15 protein-coding genes and 1 pseudogene are annotated in these 19,909 nt (G+C 38.4%); 5 read left to right on the top strand and 11 right to left on the bottom strand.

Annotated features, from left to right (window positions below; genetic code table 11):
* The first annotated feature begins 8 nt into the window (after positions 1 to 8).
* Together CRT24_RS17350 and CRT24_RS17355 are read left to right on the top strand one after the other, a co-directional pair.
* Positions 9 to 3,203 carry a SusC/RagA family TonB-linked outer membrane protein gene (locus CRT24_RS17350; RefSeq protein ID WP_257214077.1) on the top strand — a complete coding sequence of 1,065 codons (3,195 nt, stop codon included), beginning with the start codon at positions 9 to 11 and terminating at the stop codon, positions 3,201 to 3,203.
* A gap of 12 nt (positions 3,204 to 3,215) precedes the next feature.
* On the top strand, positions 3,216 to 4,565 hold the full coding sequence (locus tag CRT24_RS17355; protein ID WP_094280395.1) for a RagB/SusD family nutrient uptake outer membrane protein: 1,350 nt from the start codon (positions 3,216 to 3,218) through the stop codon (positions 4,563 to 4,565).
* A gap of 30 nt (positions 4,566 to 4,595) precedes the next feature.
* On the opposite strand, the gene CRT24_RS17360 is transcribed toward CRT24_RS17355, so the two are convergent.
* From CRT24_RS17360 to CRT24_RS17405, 10 genes and pseudogenes are all read right to left on the bottom strand, one after another.
* Entirely contained in the window at positions 4,596 to 4,910 is a 315-nt protein-coding gene (locus CRT24_RS17360) for a hypothetical protein (protein WP_002993282.1), read from the bottom strand.
* A 134-nt stretch (positions 4,911 to 5,044) separates the two neighbouring features.
* Positions 5,045 to 5,344, bottom strand: a complete 300-nt coding sequence (locus CRT24_RS17365) for a peptide ABC transporter substrate-binding protein (RefSeq protein WP_232279797.1) — start codon at positions 5,342 to 5,344, stop codon at positions 5,045 to 5,047.
* Between the two features lie 19 nt (positions 5,345 to 5,363).
* Positions 5,364 to 5,891 carry a MauE/DoxX family redox-associated membrane protein gene (locus CRT24_RS17370; RefSeq protein WP_002993285.1) on the bottom strand — a complete coding sequence of 176 codons (528 nt, stop codon included), beginning with the start codon at positions 5,889 to 5,891 and terminating at the stop codon, positions 5,364 to 5,366.
* A gap of 144 nt (positions 5,892 to 6,035) precedes the next feature.
* On the bottom strand, positions 6,036 to 6,725 hold the full coding sequence (locus CRT24_RS17375; RefSeq protein ID WP_257214078.1) for a helix-turn-helix domain-containing protein: 690 nt from the start codon (positions 6,723 to 6,725) through the stop codon (positions 6,036 to 6,038).
* Between the two features lie 590 nt (positions 6,726 to 7,315).
* Positions 7,316 to 8,209: an ORF6N domain-containing protein gene (locus CRT24_RS17380; protein WP_002993291.1), complete on the bottom strand. Its 894-nt coding sequence runs from the start codon at positions 8,207 to 8,209 to the stop codon at positions 7,316 to 7,318.
* Positions 8,206 to 10,289: pseudogene (locus CRT24_RS17385) on the bottom strand (DNA topoisomerase 3). Before CRT24_RS17385 ends, CRT24_RS17380 begins: the two are co-directional and overlap by 4 nt.
* Before the next feature lie 2 nt (positions 10,290 to 10,291).
* Positions 10,292 to 11,758, bottom strand: a complete 1,467-nt coding sequence (locus tag CRT24_RS17390) for a DUF3945 domain-containing protein (RefSeq protein WP_099372377.1) — start codon at positions 11,756 to 11,758, stop codon at positions 10,292 to 10,294.
* A gap of 100 nt (positions 11,759 to 11,858) precedes the next feature.
* A complete protein-coding gene (locus tag CRT24_RS17395; RefSeq protein ID WP_002993296.1) occupies positions 11,859 to 12,140 on the bottom strand; it encodes a helix-turn-helix domain-containing protein in 282 nt (93 codons plus the stop codon).
* A gap of 262 nt (positions 12,141 to 12,402) precedes the next feature.
* Positions 12,403 to 13,248, bottom strand: coding sequence for an RteC domain-containing protein (locus CRT24_RS17400; RefSeq protein WP_002993297.1), 846 nt, complete (start codon positions 13,246 to 13,248; stop codon positions 12,403 to 12,405).
* 785 nt (positions 13,249 to 14,033) lie between these two features.
* Complete coding sequence (locus tag CRT24_RS17405) at positions 14,034 to 14,417, bottom strand: hypothetical protein (RefSeq protein ID WP_099372378.1); 384 nt, start codon at positions 14,415 to 14,417, stop codon at positions 14,034 to 14,036.
* Between the two features lie 389 nt (positions 14,418 to 14,806).
* On the opposite strand from CRT24_RS17405, the gene CRT24_RS17410 reads away from it, so the two are divergent.
* On the top strand, positions 14,807 to 15,256 hold the full coding sequence (locus tag CRT24_RS17410; protein ID WP_099372379.1) for a hypothetical protein: 450 nt from the start codon (positions 14,807 to 14,809) through the stop codon (positions 15,254 to 15,256).
* Between the two features lie 7 nt (positions 15,257 to 15,263).
* On the opposite strand, the gene CRT24_RS17415 is transcribed toward CRT24_RS17410, so the two are convergent.
* Positions 15,264 to 17,639: an outer membrane beta-barrel family protein gene (locus CRT24_RS17415; protein WP_257214081.1), complete on the bottom strand. Its 2,376-nt coding sequence runs from the start codon at positions 17,637 to 17,639 to the stop codon at positions 15,264 to 15,266.
* Between the two features lie 107 nt (positions 17,640 to 17,746).
* On the opposite strand from CRT24_RS17415, the gene CRT24_RS17420 reads away from it, so the two are divergent.
* Together CRT24_RS17420 and CRT24_RS17425 are read left to right on the top strand one after the other, a co-directional pair.
* Positions 17,747 to 19,093: a HAMP domain-containing sensor histidine kinase gene (locus tag CRT24_RS17420; RefSeq protein ID WP_180269165.1), complete on the top strand. Its 1,347-nt coding sequence runs from the start codon at positions 17,747 to 17,749 to the stop codon at positions 19,091 to 19,093.
* Positions 19,083 to 19,766: a response regulator transcription factor gene (locus CRT24_RS17425; protein ID WP_099372382.1), complete on the top strand. Its 684-nt coding sequence runs from the start codon at positions 19,083 to 19,085 to the stop codon at positions 19,764 to 19,766. Before CRT24_RS17420 ends, CRT24_RS17425 begins: the two co-directional genes overlap by 11 nt.
* The last annotated feature ends 143 nt before the right edge of the window (positions 19,767 to 19,909 follow it).

The raw sequence follows: 19,909 nt of genomic DNA on the forward strand, positions 1-19,909 counted from the left end.
ACTACTCAATGAAACGAACAATTACTTTTTTACTCATACTTTTTTCAGTTACCAATACCATTGCCCAAAACATATCCAACATTCGGGGTAAGGTAGTCAATAATGAAAATGGTCAGCCCGTAGCAGGTGCTACGGTCAAATTGTTGAACCGCAGTCAGAATAACACCGTACAAACTGATGAAGACGGAAATTTTGAATTTACAAATAAAGCATTCCCTTTAGCAGTTAGTGTTAGTTACATTGGATTAGCAGATACGACATTTGTCCTTTCTGCTGCTCCACAAAACCCATTGACGGTGCACCTAAATCCGGCAAGCAATACTTTAAGCGAAGTAGTGGTATCCACGGGTATTCAAAAAATACCCAAAGAAAGAGCCACAGGGTCATTTGACCATATCGACAACGAATTGTTTAATCGTCAAATCTCTACCGATGTATTGAGCAGGTTGGACGGTATTGCCAGTTCAGCAATGTTTGATAACAGACCCGGTGTAGGCAGTAACAATTTGAGCATACGAGGTCTAAGCACTATTTTTTCCAATACGAAACCATTAATCATACTGAATAATTTTCCCTACGAGGGCAATATAAATGATATTAACCCGAACGATGTGGAAGATATTACCATTCTAAAGGATGCAACCGCAGCCTCTATATGGGGCGTAAGAGCCGGAAACGGTGTAATCGTTATAACGACCAAGAAAGCCAAACGGAACCAGCCGCCTGCCATATCGTTTAACAGCAATATGACTCTTATTCAAAAGCCGGATATGATGCAACTGCCTTATATGTCTTCTGCGGATTATATAGGTGTCGAAAAAATGCTTTTTGACAATAACTTTTACGATGCCAATGAGCAGTTAGGCTACGTGCCATTATCCCCCGCAGTGGAATTAATGTATAAAAATAAACACGGGTTACTAACCGATGCCGCATTGCAACAAGGGCTGAACGAATTAGCGCAATACGATATACGTCGGGAATTGAATAAATACGTTTACAGGAAAGGGCTAAACCAGCAATATTCCCTAAACGTGAGTGGGCAGAGCGAAAATGTAAGCTATTATCTTTCTGGTGGCTATGATGACAATACCAGCACCACCGATGGAGGTTATAAACGGTATAATCTACGTTCTGACAATACGTTTCGACTTTCCAAAAAATTGAGTTGGGATGCCGCCTTGTTTTTTACCCATACCTTCACAAACGCAGGAAGACCTACCAATTCTTCTTCGTTACCTTATGCCCGTATTGCGGACGAAAATGGAAACGCTTTACCAATAGACCGATATTATCGGTCAAACTATATTCAGGAAACAAAACAAAATGGATTATTAGATTGGACGTATCGTCCATTGGACGAAATAAACCTCATCAACAATAAGCAGAAAACAAACAGCCTGATATTGAATACAGGGCTGAATTATGACATTGGCAAAGGGCTGATTGTAGAAATCAAATACCAATATGAAAACGCACAGGGAGCAGGAAAAGATATACGGAGCATGGCATCCTATTATACCCGTGATAGGATAAATACCTATACACAGGTTGGTACGGATGGAGCGTTATTCCGCCCAATACCTTTGGGCGATATCTTAAATGAATCAACAAACAGCTTCACGTCGCAATCTCTCCGTTTACAACTGAATTACTCCAAAACTTGGGATAAACACCAGCTAACAGGTCTTGCTGGAGCAGAGGCTCGTCAGGCAAACACCACTCTAACACAGTCTACACAATATGGTTATAATCCCCATATTTTGACGACTATCGCAGTTAATTACGATACTGATTATACTTTGTACAGTCCCACAGGTGGAATTGCAAAAATTCCAAATCCATATTTTACATCCGAAACTAACGATAGGTTTATATCCTTTTTTACCAATTGGGCTTATACGTTTGATAACCGCTATAATCTTAACATTAGTGCAAGACAAGATGGCTCAAATCTGTTTGGAGTAAGGAGCAATCAACGGTTTACCCCACTTTGGTCGGTTGGTGGTAGCTGGCATCTGACGAATGAACGGTTTATCAATATTACATGGCTTGACCTGTTGAAGCTAAGGACGACTTTCGGTTATAGCGGTAACCTCAATCGCAATGTTTCGGCTCTGCCCACAATGCGTTATTACAATGGTGGAAATTTAATAAATACGCCTTATGGTGTATTAGTTAATCCACCGAACGAAAATCTTCGTTGGGAAAAGAACGGGCAGTTCAATGTAGGGTTTGACTTTGCTGTTTTAAAACAACGTTTAAGCGGTACATTTGAATACTATCACAAGAAAAATACCGACCTTATTGGTTATATGCCTATCGACCAAACCACAGGTGCAATAGGTTCCTTAAGTAGCCGAGGGTTCACTTATCTTGGAAATTCGGCTTCCATGACCGGAAACGGAATAGATATACAATTGCATAGTGTCAATATCCGTAAAGCATTTGAATGGCGGACAGACTTGCTGTACAGTACCGTAAAAACTAAAATAACGGAATATCTTGCCGAGACAAGAGACCTCAATAATTATCTTAATAGCGGATTGGTTATTTCGCCCATCATTGGAAAACCCGCCTATTCTATTTTTGCATTTCGATGGGCTGGTCTTGACCCCGAAACAGGCGACCCTATGGGCTACCTTCATGGCGAAGTAAGCAAAGATTATGCAGCCATCCGCAACGAAACCACACCAGAAGAACTGATTTATTATGGCTCCGCCACTCCTACACATTTCGGTGCTTTAAGAAATACGTTCTCATGGAAAGGGTTAAGTCTTTCATTCAATATCAGCTATAAATTAGGGTTCTATTTCAGGAGAAACAGCGTGTACTATAACGCAATATTCAATGGCACAGGTTCGCATTCGGATTTTAGTCTAAGATGGCAAAAGCCGGGTGATGAAGTCACCACACAGATTCCGTCAATGGTCTATCCGAATAATAACAATCGGGATGGCTATTTTTATCCACGTGCCGAAGTGCTGATTTCAAAGGGAGACAATATACGCTTACAGGACATCAACCTTAGTTACCAAATTAAATCATTGGAAAACAAATGGAAACTGAAAAGATTGGAGGTATTGATGTACGCTACCAATTTAGGGACGATATGGAAAGCGGATAAACATAACGTCGACCCGGAATTTGGAGATTTATCACCACTAAGAACTTTTTCATTTGGTTTAAGAGCAGGCTTTTAAAATTTAGAAACTATGACACGATATATAATAATATTACTGATTACAATAATCACATTTTCAGGATGTGAAAAATATTTGGACGTTAAACCGGATAAATCGCTTGTCGTACCGACCACGGTTGCAGACCTTAGAGCATTATTGTATAACACATCGAGAATGAATAGCTGGTATCCCTCAATTCAGGATGGTGCTACGGATAATCAATTTGTACAAACAGAAAATTTGAATAGATTCACTTCATTAACAGCAAAAAACATCTATACATGGAATGATGATGTATTTAACGATGATGAAACCAACGAATGGTCGATGATGTATGCAGCAATCTACTCATGCAATTTGATTTTGGAGCAGTTGGAGAAAATTGAACCTGTTCCGGTAGAAAAAAACCAAATTGAGGGAGAGGCTTTGTTTTTCCGCTCCTTTGCATTTTACAATGTTGCCCAGCTTTGGGCAAAACCTTATGAGAAAAATACGGCACAAACAGACTTAGGTATTCCACTAAGGTTAAAATCTGATATTGGTGAGAAATCTATAAGGTCATCGGTTGAAGAAACTTATACTAAAATTACCAATGACTTGAACAGGGCTGTTATACTTTTATCCGTCAATAGCCCATATAAAACAACACCAACGAAGCAGGCTGTCTATGGACTGTTAGCCCGCATATACTTATCAATGGAAGACTATGATAAAGCACTATCTTACGCAGACACTTGTTTAAGCTATTCAGATGCTTTACTTGATTACAATACATTAACAATGGGGTCGGCAACCTCATTCCCGATACCTCGCTATAATGAAGAAATAATTTTTCATGCTAACGATTTTGGGCGTATGGTGATGAGCATTACCTATGGAAGAATTGATAGCAACCTATATAAGTCTTATGAATCGAACGATATTAGAAAAACAGCTTTCTTTAGAAACAGAGCGGGCTATTATTCCTTTAGGGGAAATTACGATGGCAATTCAGGAATGTGGTTTGCCGGAATTTCTACCAACGAAATCTATCTGATAAAAGCTGAATGTGAAGCAAGAGCAGGAAATATTACCACGGCTTTACAGACCGTAAACGAACTTTTAAAAAATCGCTATAACAGCACATTTATTCCATTCAGTTCGGACAATGATGAAACTGTATTAAGGTTTATCTTGGATGAGCGAAGAAAGGAATTAATATGGCGGGGATTACGGTGGTCGGATTTAAGACGATTGAACAAGGACAGCCGTTTTTCAAAAACGATAACAAGAAATATTGATGGAAAGATTTATACATTAGAGCCAAACAGTCCAAAGTATGTCTTTCCCATACCCAATAGTGTGATACTTAACAACGGTATGCAACAAAACGAGCGGTAACAAGGTTCAGCATAATACCGCTAATAATTATTATTCTATCCTTGTATATATAGACGAAATAACTGTATTCATATCAGGGTGTTCAGTATCTCCAATGAGTGGTTTTGCCTTAATAGCACACAATATATCATTTCCCGTTATACACGGAGGTGCTGTACTACCATTTTCATTAACAAGTGCGAAATTTTCTGGGTTGGAGATGTTACCATCTCCCGTTTCATCTGTATAGGCAAACCATTTTTCTCCAGCAAGACTGGCGTTTTTCATTACCGAAAAGGACATTGTTACAGATGCAATGGTTACCGCTGCCAGTGCAAATAGGTTATTTTTTATTTTTTTCATCATTTTAAAATTTTGAGGTTGAAGAAATGGTCTTTTCCTTTGGATGATTAAATCTAATTAACGAAAGTATTCTCTAAATAGAGTGTGAACATGGGATAATCCTTGTTCACACTCTTTCAAATTATTTACTGAAAAAGCTATTGCAGCTTTCTTTCTCTGTCGTCAATAACAGTACCTAAATTGGGATGTTCTTCACCACCAATCATCACAGGTTGAGCCTTAACCGCACAGATTTCGTCACTTCCTTCAGGACACGTAGGCGGATTAGCGCCATCACTTGGCGTGAGTATATAATTTTCAGGATTGTTGGGATTTCCATCTCCGGTTTCATCAGTGTACTCAAACCATTTTTCTCCTGCAAAACTGGCGTTTTTCATCACGGTAAACGACATGGTTACAGCTGCAATGGCTATTGCTACTACAGCAAATAGGTTCATTTTTAATTTTTTCATCGCTTTAAAATTTTGATGTTAAAAAATACTTTTTTATATGTCTTTTGGCAGACGCGCCCTCGGTAGCTTCGCCTCCGGCGTTGCTACCTCGTAATTTATGCCATAAGTAAAGCCCCAAAATGCTTAGGGAAAGGAAAAAGAGATTAAAGAAAAAATGCTGTGTCCAGTTCATACCACTTATCACCGAACCACACCCGCATGGTAATTTTTCCCATGCACCCATAAGAGCCACAGCGATATATGCTGTAAAAGCGGTCATTAATACGGTAGATAGTATTAGACCTGCTTTGCGATACTTTTCCATTACCAATGCCAGCACTGTTATTAACTCCAATGCCGGGAGCGAGTATATTAGGATATATCCTATGCTATCTGAAAAAGGTTGGCGGAGAATGCCTCCTTTAAACGCTGTAAAGTCTGTTATTTTATCGATGCCTACGGGTATCCAAAGAAGCAGCAAAAGAATAATAACGACATTGAGTGTTATCCGTTTTCTTTTGATTTGGTTTTGATATGTAGCTGCTGTTTCCATTGTCTTTGTATCTTAATGATGGTTATCACCATCCTTTGATACAAAGTTCATCAAAGCCGTAAGCGTGTGAAAGACAAAATCGGTAAATATTGAGCAACTTTGTGTAAGAAATTTTCCGATTTTATCAATTTCGGGGAAATTCCGTTACCTGCGTTTCAGGTATTGCTCTAAAGCAGTACGAAATGGACGTTCATTGGTGTAGCCAACTTCCATATATACGTCTTTTATAGCTTTCCCTTGTTTTTCGATGAGGAACAAGGCGTGAGAAATGCGCAATTCGGTAATAAAATCCTGTACGCTTATGTGGTACTGGCGTTTGAAGATATTGAGCAAAGTACGTTCCGTAACGAAAAAGTATTCTGAAAGGAATTTTATGGTAAGCGCATTATCACAATAATGTTCCTGGATATAGGCTTTGATTTTATAAGCAAGGTCGGCTTTTTGGTCTTCTAACATTGTGTCGTAATGCTCCAGAAGGTAGCTGATATACTTGCGGAGATTGCCATCCAATGCCCCGATATTGGTCTGTGAATAACTGTATATTTTATACAGCCATCGGTGTATCTTCCTGTCCATCCTGCATTGGTACATGGTGTCGTAGGTGCGGTTATCGTGATTAAAACGATGCAGGACGTTTTGGATATTAGGGTAGTTATGGTACATGCTTTCTATCCATTCAGGCAAAATACTTACCACGAGACAGATATGCATGCCTTTTTGGGCATAGGCGAAATACCTGCCCGAATCGTAATAGGACATGAGGAAGCTGTTAGGCTGCGTTTTTATAATCGGCTTACGGCTTTCAGTCATATACAACAATGTGCCTTTGAGCATAAAATAAAGGTACAGTTGCCGCTCTTGAATGTCGAAAGGAATATAAACAGGGTTGCTTACATTAAGCTGCACTAAATCTATAAAAAAAGGACTGTTTTTAATTTGCTGGCTCAATAGTTCATAATACGGCAGCGTAAAGCCCTGCCTTTGGACAGCGAAAGGTAATGGGTATTTGCTCCACTCCGGGAGGTCGTTGGGATTGGCTATCCACCTTTTAAATTCGCTTTCTATTTTTAGGATATAAGGTATTTCCATAGGCGGTAATTTATTCTCCTATCGGATGCCTTAATAAATTCCGCCCTCTTACTTCAATTCCACTTTTACGGTAAGGGGTTCCTGTAATCAAACGGATGGAATTTGATATAGGCTATACAAATCTGAACCATTCAAATGAATAAAAAACCCAAGTTGGGTAGAACTTGGGTAAAATTTTTTTTCAAACAATTGAAGCAAGTGGGAAAGAAAGTGTACCGGGGCGTGCCACCGTCTGCATTTAACCACCGCACAGAGGACGACCCAAAAATGCAACCGGGTCGGGCTATCCGCTATATCTTTTGCGGATCTTAAAGGACCACAAAAGGATGTCGCTGCTATCCCTCACGCAATATGCCATTTAGTAAACTAATCATCTTACTTGCCTCTGCGCTCATTTTGGAAAAGGCAAACCATTTCCTACCCAAATCCTTTAGTGATGCGCCGATGTGGTATAGTTCCGTACCGTCAATAATGAGGAAACGGTCATGGGCATGGGCAAATGCGTGTACATTGATAGCCGGATATTGACTGTTGTAGCGTTGTAAATCGAGTTGTAATTGATTACTGATATTTTTGGTGTAAATAGTGGCAGATACGGATTGCCCACGCTTTCCGAGTAGCGTTAGCACCGTATCATCCACATAGTTGTCTATAAGGATAATTGACCTTTGTGCGCTCCGTATAATATCGGCGACAAAGGTATAGGCATCAAATATCTGCCCGTCATAGAAAATACCTTTATCACTGTGCAGCTTCCCGCTTTCCAAAGCCTTAAAGATTTCCTCAAATTTGCCGTCCGCTTCAATCTGTTTGAGTTCGATTTTATCCATCCGGGAGAACAATGCGGCATTTCCGATTAACAATCTGCGCATTTCCACAAAGGCATTCATAATCTCGATGCTGACCTTTACAGCTATCTCGCTGCGCAAAACGGCGGACAGCATGGCGACCCCTTGCTCGCCAAAAACATAGGGCAGGTAACGCCTGCCGCCGTAATTTAAACTTGAGGTTCCAATTTGGAACCTCAAGTTTTCAGCTTCTTCTTCTGTTAATTGAAAGCAGAATGATTGGGGAAACCGCTCTATGTTTCTTTTTACGGCTTTGTTAAGGTTTTTTGTTTCGACCTGGTACAACTTGGCAAGGTCGCTGTCCAACATAACCTGTTTGCCCCGTATTGTGTAGATAAGGTTTTCTATTTCCTTTCGGCTTATGATTGCGTTGCTGTTCATCTCTTTTTATATGTGCTGTTGTCAAATTCAAACGATGTTTCATAGGTATCTTTCAGTACGATACGGGCATCAAACTTTTTGCCTGCTTTGCTTTTCATCCCTTTGATAAGGCTGGTCGTTCCTTTGTTTACGAGGTTCTCCACTTCGTTAAGGCTCAACCGTACCCCGCAGATATTGCGGAACAAAAGTCAGTTGCACGCTTCATCGGGACATTTGACCACCTTATCCCTGATGAGCAGTTTATGGGCTTTGCACTTTTGGCAGGTCAGTTCGTGCTGCTTTTCGCCCGCAATGCTGATGCTCAACAGTTCCTGCGTAACGGCCGAGGCGTAGGCTTCCATGGATTGGTGAAAATCCATAGCATCTGCCTCGTTGTTTTCAATCTTCTGCAAAGCCATTTCCCATTCGGCGGTCATAGCTACATCGGCAATTCTTTTGTCCTTTACAGCATCATAAACCTGCAATCCTTTTTCGGTAGGAACAAGGGATTTCTTTTCACGCTTGATATAATCCCGCTTAAAAAGCGTTTCGATTATTGCCGCTCTTGTAGCGGGTGTTCCAATGCCAATGCCTTGCAAGGCTTTACGCTCATCTTCATTCGCTATTTCCTTTCCGGCATTTTCCATTGCCGACAATAGTCCGGCTTCGGTAAACAGCACAGGTGGTTTTGTTTTCTTTTCCAAACAGGAGGCTTCTTTGATTTTCAATTCACCGCCTTTTTTCAGTTCGGGCAAATCCTGTATCGGTTCGGTATCTTCGTCCGAAAATGTTCCTTTGATCGAACGCCAGCCCGCTTCCAAAACTTTACAGCCTTTTAGCATAAAATCGTAGTGTGATACTTCCAATGCTATATCCGTTATTTCTTTAATGCAAGGCTGAGAGATAGCTTCGAGCAGTCGAAAGGCAATCATATCATAAACCTTTGTTTCGTCGGCATTGAGTGCAGACGGCACTTTGTCCGTGATGAGTATTCCGTGGTGGTCTGTTACACGCAGGTCATTCACGACACGTTTATTGAAGCGACCCCATTTTAATTTAGAAATAGCTTGCTTAAAGTTATCATTGTCCTGTAACGCTCTTACAAGATTAGGTATCTCACTCCACATATCTTCGGGTATATATTTGCTTCCGGTACGTGGATAGGTAATAAATTTCTTTTCATAAAGGTTCTGGGCAATATTGAGTGTTTGCTCTGCCGACAGGTTCAGCTTTTTATTGGCTTCTTTTTGCAAGCCTGTGAGATCAAAAAGCAAGGGGGGTTGCTCCGTGGTGTTTTTGTTTTCCACAGATATGACCGTTGCGGTTCCGTGTCTTTGGACCAGTCGTAATGTATCTTCCGCAAGCTTTTGTTCGTTCCATTTGGTTTTTGAGATACTCTTAAAATCAATATCCTCTTTGCGGTGCAATAGCTGAATTTGCCAATACTTTTTAATAGCGAAATTTTTATTTTCCAGATAGCGTTTACAAATCAAAGCCAATGTAGGTGTTTGCACCCTGCCCAGCGAATAAATGCCGTTGCCAGCGGCTATACTCAATGCCTGTGTCGCATTGATGCCGATCAGCCAATCGGCACGGCTTCTGCCTTGTGCAGCCTGAAATAAGCCGTCAAATTCTTTACCGTCTTTCAGGCTGTCAAACCCTTGCTTGATTGCTTTTTCAGTAAGCGAGCTTATCCAAAGCCGCTGAAAGGGCTTACGGCATTTCAGATATTCATAAATGTACCGAAAGATAAGTTCACCCTCACGACCTGCATCGGTAGCTACGATAATACTGTTGCTTTTATGGAATAGCTCCTTGATGACTTTCAGTTGCTTTAATGCTCCAGTATCGACTGTATAACCTTTGTCTTTTTTGACCTTACGAACAGTCAAAATAAACGGATTCGGGAGTATCGGCAAGGAAGCCTTGTCAAATCCCGAAATCCCATAATCTTCGGGCATTCCCAAACCGATAAGGTGTCCGAATGCCCACGTAACGAAATAGCCATTGCCCGTTAGATAACCGTCCTTTTTTCGGAAACACCCAACAAGCTGGCTATTTCCCTTGCTACGCTTGGTTTTTCTGCGATAATTGTTTTCATACCTAACTCACTTTCCTACCCTTTGATTTTGCAGGTGCTTTGGGTTTGTTCTGTTGCTCCTGTTGCTTTTCGTTTTTCGGTCTTTGCTGCCCTTTCTGTAGAGGCTCTTTGATATTCTTGGTCGCTTCGTTGGTCTTGCCCTCGGAATTGACGGCAATCTGCGTTTTATGGGCTTCTGTAGGTTTTATCCGTTCCTTGTATTGGTTGGGAAACTCAAAGTTGGTTTTTCCTGTTTCCTTGTTGAATGTGATATAGCCGTTATAAGTTTGCCCTTTCTTATCGACCAAATTCGGAATGTAAACTGTTTGACCGTCTTTGAACTTGTTGTATTGGTCATCCTCCAGTTCCTTTCCCCTAAAGGTTTTCGGGGCTTCCTGCGACCTGCTTTGCTGATTGTCCTGTTGGCTGTTTTGGGTTTGCCTGTTATTGTTGCTTCGGTCAAACAGAAATTCCACATACCGTTTATCCGCATTGAACTGTACGTTTGCATCAAAGGGAGTACCTTTTGTAGAAATCATTCCCTCAATGAACAGGGGTTTGCCCTCCACTAAGGTTTGTTTTTGTTCGTCATTTAGTTTTATACCTTTAACCTCATCGGGGATTTTGATGAAATCTGTTTTCAAAGCAATCAGCTCATTGGTAAGCCGGTCCACACTAATGATGGACGGCATCAATTCGCCTGTTTTGGAGTTTATCAGATCGACCACACGCCCCATATTGCCTGTTTGACGTAAGTTCTGTTTGTCCTCGTCTGAGAACTTGTGTCCGAAAAACTCAAAGTTTAAGTTGGGTTCACGCCTGATACCGTGTACCGCTGCCACAACGTCCCCCTCCGGGGTGGACTGTAAAGACAAGCGGGCATCTGTACGGACGACCGCACCGCCAAGATTAACGCTTATAGGTACAAGCTCATTGGTCTTGTAACCCCTCAATAGTGGGTCAAGGAGGTTCTTTTTCTCAAGGTATTCCTTGCTTAATCCGAGATTGTTCATTGTTTCCCAATCAATCTGTTCCGGCTGGAAGCGGTACTCGCTTGTTTCCGGGGTTGTCTCTGTTTTTGTCATATCATTTTTATTTTCTTGTTTTTGCTCTTGTTCGGGTTCATTTTTCACTTCATGCTTTTCCATTTTCTTTTTGCCTTCGGCAGTTGGATTGTTTATCTGATTCTGAAATTCTTTTGCTTTCTCTACGGCTTCGTCAGCCGAAACTTTGAAAAGAGCAAATTTGGTAGGGTCTTTTAACTGCCTCCAAAAATTGGAAAGGAAATTGGTCACGAAATCACCGTGTTTATCCACCCGCATGAACTCGCTTTGGTTCTTCTTCGTAGGGTCAACCGTTTCCATTTTTCCGCTTTTGTCAATACTTTTTACAGCTTGGATTTTCATTTTTTCTTTATCCAGCACTAAAAGTATATCCGATAACTGTTCGGAAGCAACCTGTTGGTTTTCTGTTTCTTTTTCTTCACTCATAATCTGAAAAGTTTAAAGTTTTATTGCCGAAAGTAAATGAAGCAGTTACTGCATCGCCCGAAGTGGCAGTCAAAGGCAGTATTTGGCACGCATTGGCGTTTTACTTGTTAAAACTCTCCCTGATAAACTGGTGCACATCGGATAGCTTGTAATACAGTTTTCCGCTAATGGTATAGTAAGGTAGTTTACCTATGGAGCGGTAGCGTTGCAGGGAACGGTTACTGATTTTCAACATTTGCAGCAGGTCCTGGTTATCGAGCAGTTCTTCTCCGTCTATGCTATTGCGTTTCTTTTTTAAATCGTCAATATTGTCGCCCAACATATCAAACCTGTCCATGATGCGTTCCATCCACGCTATAAATTCCATTCTGTCAATATTCATAGTCGATAAGTTTTAATGTTCACCATGCAAAATTGGGAAGCGTGGCAGTGTTTATCAGCCAAGCCCTGCCAATTGGTTTGGCTGTTTTTTGAAAATTTTTGCAATTGGGAGAAACCCTTGTTTGGTAGGGCTTAAAAAGAATTTCGAGTATTTAGGAGATGGTTTATACCATCATTTGCCAATTGACATACATTGGCTTATGGTATAAACAAAAAAGCAGTACACAACAATGCACTGCCCTGAACAAAAGACCTGCATTGGGTTAAAGGTCTTTATCCATATATTCTTCCAATGAAGTTTTAAGCTGGTCCAAGAATGCCGTTCGGGAACCGCTTCGGGTTTTCATTCTGTGGAATGCGTGGTGCAGGTCACCGAGCGTAATGCCAAAAAGTATCTGGAACATCAAACTGATTTTTCGGACACCGGTTTTACCGTGCGAAACTGCTGCCGAAGCATACAGGGCATATATCAATTCGACAAGTGCGTTTTTGCTTTCTGTCCAAAAAATATCTTTGGCGTTTTCCGGCTTTTGTAAAATAGCATCGGGATTTTCATCTGGATTGATTTTCGTCAGCAGATAGGTATAAAGCAATTCGTTGGCGATAATCCTTGCGGTCTTGTAATCGTAGAAAGTAGAAAATTCGGGATCAATTTCAAAGACGATACTGTTCAGACCGTCGTGGTAATTTATGTTGCCTCTTTTGAAATAGGTGTCGTCACGGTCCGTACGCCCCGAACGATAGTACCTATAAAAATCTGAATTGCAGATATGCTCAATGTACTCTCTTTTAAGATTGGCTAATTGAGTCGAAAAGTAACTGTAATACATTTTGCCGTTGCTGACCGGACAGGTCGTTTCAATCCGGTAAATTTTATTGTAGTAGATGAGTTTTCCAAGTATTTGGGGTTTGATGGTTCGGAAGAATTTTATTTCTTCCCCATCATTTTGAAAGCCCTTTTTAGCAATATATTTCTTGACCTCAAATAACAGGTCTTGTAGATACAAGGTCATTTCATAAGCCTCATCAATCAACCTTTTGCTCTGTGATAAAATCTTATCTTCCTTATTATGTATCTCTAAAATAATGGTGTGTAAAGAATGCTGCATAGCCCATAATTTTTGTGATCAATAGCGAATTTCAAAATTCAGTTTATCCCTAATTAATACACAAACATCATTATATTAAGTGATACCTTTACCCAAGTTCACCCCACCTGTGGGAAGATTTTTGTCATAAATCTCACCCAACTGTGGAGATTATTTTATAAATATTCAGTATGAAATGACTTTGAAAAGCCCCTTTAGTAAACGCAAATTTAACGGATATAAAGAGACTTTAAGTCTGATTGCTTTATTATATAACTTTGAACCTTGTTAATCTTTTTATTTGAAAAAATGAGCCAGAAAAATCGCTTTAGTGATTTTGAGGTTTAAATCAAAAATCACCAAATTGTATTGCTCAATCAAATTAAATGATTAAATTTGCAACATCGAATCACAAATTATATGTGAGTTAAACGGTGAGTAGTTCTTTTTAAAGAAAGTCAACATATTGACATATAGATATTTGAGTGTGCGCAGATTCGTCCTGCCACCCCGACAAACAAAATCGAAGCCTTCCGCATAGCGGGAGGCTTTTTTCGTTCCTGGGTCGAGCCAAATTTATTTGAGCTCGTCCCAGGAACGAAAAAAAGCTCACTTTAGTGAAAAGCTTCGATTTTGTTTAAGTCCACCCAGCACCAGGATGGCTGCGGCCAAGAGTGCGGGGATTAGAGCGACGCAGCCAATCCTGACACCCATTTGAAAGTATTTAGTATTTAGACTTCCCCTCAAATCCCCCTTTATCAAAAATTATTATAGCTAAAGCAATTAAGTTATATTCTCAAATCAAATTAAAAATCCTGCCACATATTCTCTTGGTTATATGGTACTCGGTTCTTTTCTATTTCATTCCATGATTTATACTTATAGTTCCTACTAATAGAAATATAGTAAGACCATCTCCAAAAACACAGGGGATTGATTTTATAAAGACGATATACTTGTTTATCTTCATTGGAAGGGTGAGTCTCTTCAATGAAACGATTTATTGACCAGTTTGTCAAGTAAGAATCTTTAAATGCAAATGACTCTTGTTGTGTAAATGATGCGTTCAAATTAGAATATTTAAATGGATTGTTTCCATCCATCATCAATAAAACGTTCTTATTAACAATTGGTAAGTTTACAATGATGACAATGATGACTATGGTTACTAAAATGAATTTCCATTTCATACTTTTTTCTAATTACATTTTGTACTAACACACTGGTATTTCCACTTTTCATTGTTCATCTCAGGAATTTTATAGACTCGCTGGTATTGTAAATCCTATATTGCAATTTAGTTCATTTAACCTGTTGGTGTATCATTTGGAGAATTAAATAATTCAATAGCAAATTCCATACAATTAAAATCATTCAGACCATAATATTTAAAGCTATTGGTCTTGGATAAATTTTAGACAAATACAGGATAAATGCTTGAATTAACATTTTTTCTCATAATTGATTATAATCTGTGTCAAAGAAATTTATTATTCCCATAAAAAATTAACTTACTCAACTATTTATATTTATGATATTATTTTTACTTTTACGAATAAAATAGTAACACATATTCCAAATGACCATTTCAAAGTTTAAGTTAACAACCATTTCAATAATTACATCAGTTTTATTCTTATCATATCCTAGCAATGCTCAAACTACAAACACCGACCATTTCAATCATCATTTGGAAATTTCAAAGATAAAATCAAAACAAGCAAAAAGGCTACTCATCATTGGTGGTTCAGGGATTGTAGTAGGTACTTCCGCAGTAGTCTTACACTCAACAGGGGCTTTGTCGCCAAAACGTGAGAATGCTACTGGTGAGGTTTATTCCACACTAGGTGCTATGACGGCTTCATTTATAGGAATAGGTGGAGGTGCCATTGTTTCTCTGATCAGCATTCCAAAGTTTATTAGCGCAAATCGTCACAAGAAAAAAGCAGCTCAATTTGCTCCAACTGTTCAATCTGTAAATATCTCAGGTAACTATGTGAACACTTACGGAATTCAACTAACATTTTAACTCATCTTTAAAATCTTTCTCTTTCTTCGGCTTGTTTCACAGACTTCCCATTTTTCAATGTTTGGTTCCCAAAGGAATATTTAAGGGTACCAACAATTCTTCGTGCATCAGCATAATCTAAAAAGTAATTGTTTTGATCAGCATAATTCGATCTGATGGTAGTCCCTTCATCTTTGAAAATATCTAGAAAGGATAGACTGAACTCTAGCCGGTCCTTGAAGAATTTTCGTGATGTTGTTAAATACGTACTGGAAAAAGATGAGATCGTGAATGGGCCTTGGATTGAAGGAGAGTAGAAGTTATATCCTACTTCTAAGTTCCACTTAGATTTCGGGTCAATAACCAAACTCGTATTAATTCGACTGTTAAAAGAAAATACATTATTTAAGTATAATTGTTGATCCATTCCCATGAACTGGTTTTCATGAAAATAACCAGTTAGATCTGTCTGAAGTTGCCAAGATTTGTAGAGCACAAAATTCTTGTTTATACTCAGTCCCCCCAATTCTCTTTTTCGGATATTGGTATATTTATAGACCAATTCATTTGTCTCGTTGTTTTGAAATGAAATTTCCATATTTGGCCATTTTTCATATTGATAGAAAAGGTCGATATTCCAATTCTTTATGGTGTAATTCAAGTTGAGATTATGGCTAATCGTTGCTCGAAGTCTGGGGTCTCCTTGAAAATAGGAGAAAAGGTTGTAAAATGACTTTGCAGGATTCAACCAAGTGTATGAAGGTCTGCTAATCCGCTTTCCATATGAAAATCCTATCTGCCCGGCTTTTTCAAGATCATATTGCGTGTAGAAAGTAGGGAAAAATTCTAGATAATTTTGTTTGTTGATATCCAGGCTTGGTTCAACAGTTCCATTTAATAACGTTTGTTCAGCACGCAATCCTGCTTTCCATTGCCATCTTTTATAAGAATAGCTGCCCGATACATAAGCCGCTATATTATGTTCTTTATAATTAAAGAGATTACTTTTCTCAGGGGAATGTTGCATAGTTCCATTCACCATTTCTTGAAACAGTAAATCACTTTGGCTCTTAACGAAGCTGTATTTCGCACCATACTCCAAACCAACCCCTTTCCATGAATTTGATAGGTCCAATTGGCTGGCATACATTTGGATTTTATTTATATTATCAGTACTAAAATGAGATGTATCTTTAGGCTCATTTAAAAAGTTGAGACGAGTCTGTATATCTTGCCAATGAGTACTGTTGCTGAATGAAGCGTAGTTTGTCCAATCTAGTTTTTTGTTTTCTGACCATTCCTTGCTCAATTGGGTATAAAAGTTATTGTTGTTATTTGTTCGGATATGGTCATTGAGCGTTTGATATCTTGAAATTATGTTTCCACTTTTGTTTGAAATACTAGTTGGTACATTATAATATCCATAAGTCTTAGGGTCATAATATCCATCGAGTCCAATAGAAAGGGTTAATGTACTATCGATTGAGTAGTCGGCTCCAATTGAATAGCTGTTTTGTTTCTTGGCGTGATCCACCCTGTTCAATTCTGTTTTCCATTCCGTTTCGTCCTTTGGATAATAAATAAAATCGGTCCCGTATCGGGCATATGTTCCACTGATAAAATTATAGGTAGCCTTGATGTTCCATTTTTCAGACCTAAAGAAATTACTGATCCCAAGAAGTTCTTTTGCAAAGTCGCTTTGCGTGTGTCTTGCTGTGAGAACTCCTTTATAGCCATATAAATTAGTCTTCTTCATTTTAATATTAATGACTGAAGAACCAGATGCTTCATATTTTGCGGGCGGATTTGTTATAACTTCAATGCTTTCGATATCAGTTCCGTTGTTACTTTCCAATAATGCCTTTAGCTCTTCTCCACTCAGCATCACTGGTTTTTCATTAATCAGAATTTTAATATTGGAATTTCCTCTTACACTTATTGTTGAACCTTGAACACTGACCAATGGAGTTTTCTTAAGGATTTCCCAGCTGTTAAGTGAAGTAATATTGCTATTCTCGACATTATAAACCAATCTATCAATCTTGCGGGTTATTAATGGTTTTTTGCCGATGACAGAAACCTCCTCTAACTGATTACCTTTAGCATACAGTTGAATCAGCAAACTATCGATAGAATTTGGGGATAGGACCTCAGTGTAATTTTCATAGCTTAAATGCGAAACTTCCAATATCAAACTGTCCTGAGCTTTGAAAGTTGCTTTAAAGGTTCCATCATTGTTAGAAACCGCAGATGTTAGGGGTTGCTTTGTCTGGATATCTTTAAAAGTGATAGTAGCTGAACTGATCGGCTTTTGTAGCTCAGAAAATACACGACCGTTGAGCGTTATCTCTTGAGCACCCAGCGACAGGGGAAATAATAGAAGCATTAAAACTAATCTCATCATTGTTTTTTTTTCAAAATTGATGAATGGGCTTTGAAAGGATGGTTAACAAACGGTTAATGAGAGGTTAATGTACATTAATGTTGAATTCCTTAATTTATATTTGTGCTATGAACAAAAGACCAATTACGTATATCTTGTCATTTTTGCTACTCTTTACTGTATTGGTCGGTATGCAAGTTTATTTTCTGGTCAATAGTTATGCATTAAGGCAAAAGGAGATTGTTGAAACTGTTCGTGTAAAATTAAAGGATCTAGAGGATGATGTAGATAAATTCGATGATTCTTATTACATGAAGAACAAAACCTATCTTGAATTATTTGTTGCATTAGATGAAAATAAAATCAATGAGGATAGTGTTCGAAGATTTTACAATGATCGGTCAGAAACTGTTTCTAAGAAATTAAAAAAATATGTAGATAGTTTATTCATGGACCTTGGCTATCAAGTTGCCGTGAAAAAAGAATTAACCTCAATATATTCTAATTCCAAAAACCGTGATCTTCTAAATAAGAACATCACTATCTATGAGTCTTCAAAGGATAAAGGACTGGAAAATTCCCTAACTAGTGGTACTTGGGAAATGTCTTATTCCAAATCAACTTCAGAAAAAGAAAGGATAAATGAACAGGTTAACGAAGATGAAAAAATTATAAGCTATGGATTTTTGGTTTCCAGAAAAACTACTTTTATCATAGCTAACTTGTATTGGATTTTATTTAATGAATTATTGTTGTTTGTTGTAGCCTCCTTCCTAATTCTAATAGCCATTCTTTATATATTCTATATAACTTATAAAAATCTTCTTAAACAGAAGAAACAGGTTTTGGTTCTCCATGATATGGTAGACAATGTATCGCATGAAATGAGAACACCTATATCTACGATGAAGTTAGCTTCAGTTAATTTGCAGAAAAAACATAATGATAGTAATTTCTCTGTTTTAGACCGTCAGATACTTCGACTGGAGAAATTATTACAGCCACTAACAGATCCTGATGTAACAACTGAAAAAAGTGATTATGGTTTAAATGACATCAACCATTTGTTGTCCGATTTGCAGACAGCTGAAATAAATGGGCAAGTAAATCTATTATCTTTTCCTGAACAGACAATTCAGGTCAATAAGGTTTTATTTGAAACCATCATTAGCAATCTGATTACAAACAGTTTCAAATATGGAGCGACTCAAGTAGGTCTTTCTGTTGAGTTGCTTGAAGATGTCCTGCAAGTCAAAGTCCAAGATAATGGACATGGAATTGATACCGATGAATTACCATATATTTTTGAGAAATTTTATCGTGTACAAAAGGACAATATCCATAATACTAAAGGTCTTGGATTAGGACTTTACATTGTGAAAAAGGTGGTAGATCAGTTTAATGGAGATATCAAAGTAAAGAGCCAAATTAATAAAGGGTCAGAATTCTTAATTGTTTTACCTTATGGAAAATAAAGTCTTATTAGTTGAGGACGATCCCGACTTTGGAGCAATGTTGCAGCAATACCTGGAATATTCCAATATGAGTGTGGAATGGATAGATGATCCCCGTAAAATGCTGGATAAGCTTGATTCCCTTTCTTTGTATGATATTGCAATTTTGGATGTCATGCTGCCTCATATGAATGGGTTTAAGCTAGCAGAATTGTTCTTTTCATCACATCCCAAACTGCCAATCCTTTTTCTAACCGCCAAAGACCAAAAAATCGATAAGTTAACAGGCTTAAAGATCGGAGCCGATGATTATATGACCAAGCCGTGCGACCCAGAAGAGCTGACCTTACGTCTCCACAATATTATAAAAAGAACAAAAATCCAACCGGCATTGCATCAGATCATTTCTCTAGGTACTTATACTTTTGACCAAGAAAAAATGCTATTAATACACCCTCAAAGCGGGACGGTCCAACTAACTGAAAGAGAAAACAAATTGCTTTCTTATCTTATTCAGCACAAAGACCAACTGATTGCAAGAGATGATATATTAAGGGAAGTATGGCAAAGCAATGACTTCTTTGCAGGTAGAAGCATGGATGTATTTATTTCTCGACTGAGGAAGTATTTGCAGAAAGATGATAAATTAAGTATTCAATCAATAAGAGGAATTGGCTTTAAAGTGAGGTTTTGAAAAGCCACTTTAATCTTTCTTGCTTACTCACTAAAAACATTCTTGTCCCTAAATAAAAGCTTTCCCTTTAAACGTATATTTGACACGCTTAATTATTCAATATACCAGCGGCTCAATGTCTCGTTTTAGATTCATATTTATTC

This window comes from Sphingobacterium sp. 1.A.5 (assembly GCF_002734235.1).
Classification (GTDB): domain Bacteria; phylum Bacteroidota; class Bacteroidia; order Sphingobacteriales; family Sphingobacteriaceae; genus Sphingobacterium; species Sphingobacterium daejeonense.

Excerpts from the sequence above, each read along its gene's own strand:
- CRT24_RS17395 (WP_002993296.1), bottom strand. The coding sequence starts at position 12,140 with ATGAATATTGACAGAATGGAATTTATAGCGTGGATGGAACGCATCATG.
- CRT24_RS17375 (WP_257214078.1), bottom strand. The coding sequence starts at position 6,725 with ATGCTCAAAGGCACATTGTTGTATATGACTGAAAGCCGTAAGCCGATT.
- CRT24_RS17400 (WP_002993297.1), bottom strand. The coding sequence starts at position 13,248 with ATGCAGCATTCTTTACACACCATTATTTTAGAGATACATAATAAGGAA.
- CRT24_RS17410 (WP_099372379.1), top strand. The coding sequence starts at position 14,807 with ATGACCATTTCAAAGTTTAAGTTAACAACCATTTCAATAATTACATCA.
- CRT24_RS17370 (WP_002993285.1), bottom strand. The coding sequence starts at position 5,891 with ATGGAAACAGCAGCTACATATCAAAACCAAATCAAAAGAAAACGGATA.
- CRT24_RS17355 (WP_094280395.1), top strand. The coding sequence starts at position 3,216 with ATGACACGATATATAATAATATTACTGATTACAATAATCACATTTTCA.
- CRT24_RS17360 (WP_002993282.1), bottom strand. The coding sequence starts at position 4,910 with ATGATGAAAAAAATAAAAAATAACCTATTTGCACTGGCAGCGGTAACC.
- CRT24_RS17405 (WP_099372378.1), bottom strand. The coding sequence starts at position 14,417 with ATGAAATGGAAATTCATTTTAGTAACCATAGTCATCATTGTCATCATT.
- CRT24_RS17365 (WP_232279797.1), bottom strand. The coding sequence starts at position 5,344 with ATGAACCTATTTGCTGTAGTAGCAATAGCCATTGCAGCTGTAACCATG.
- CRT24_RS17420 (WP_180269165.1), top strand. The coding sequence starts at position 17,747 with ATGAACAAAAGACCAATTACGTATATCTTGTCATTTTTGCTACTCTTT.
- CRT24_RS17350 (WP_257214077.1), top strand. The coding sequence starts at position 9 with ATGAAACGAACAATTACTTTTTTACTCATACTTTTTTCAGTTACCAAT.
- CRT24_RS17415 (WP_257214081.1), bottom strand. The coding sequence starts at position 17,639 with ATGATGAGATTAGTTTTAATGCTTCTATTATTTCCCCTGTCGCTGGGT.
- CRT24_RS17380 (WP_002993291.1), bottom strand. The coding sequence starts at position 8,209 with ATGAACAGCAACGCAATCATAAGCCGAAAGGAAATAGAAAACCTTATC.
- CRT24_RS17390 (WP_099372377.1), bottom strand. The coding sequence starts at position 11,758 with ATGAGTGAAGAAAAAGAAACAGAAAACCAACAGGTTGCTTCCGAACAG.
- CRT24_RS17425 (WP_099372382.1), top strand. The coding sequence starts at position 19,083 with ATGGAAAATAAAGTCTTATTAGTTGAGGACGATCCCGACTTTGGAGCA.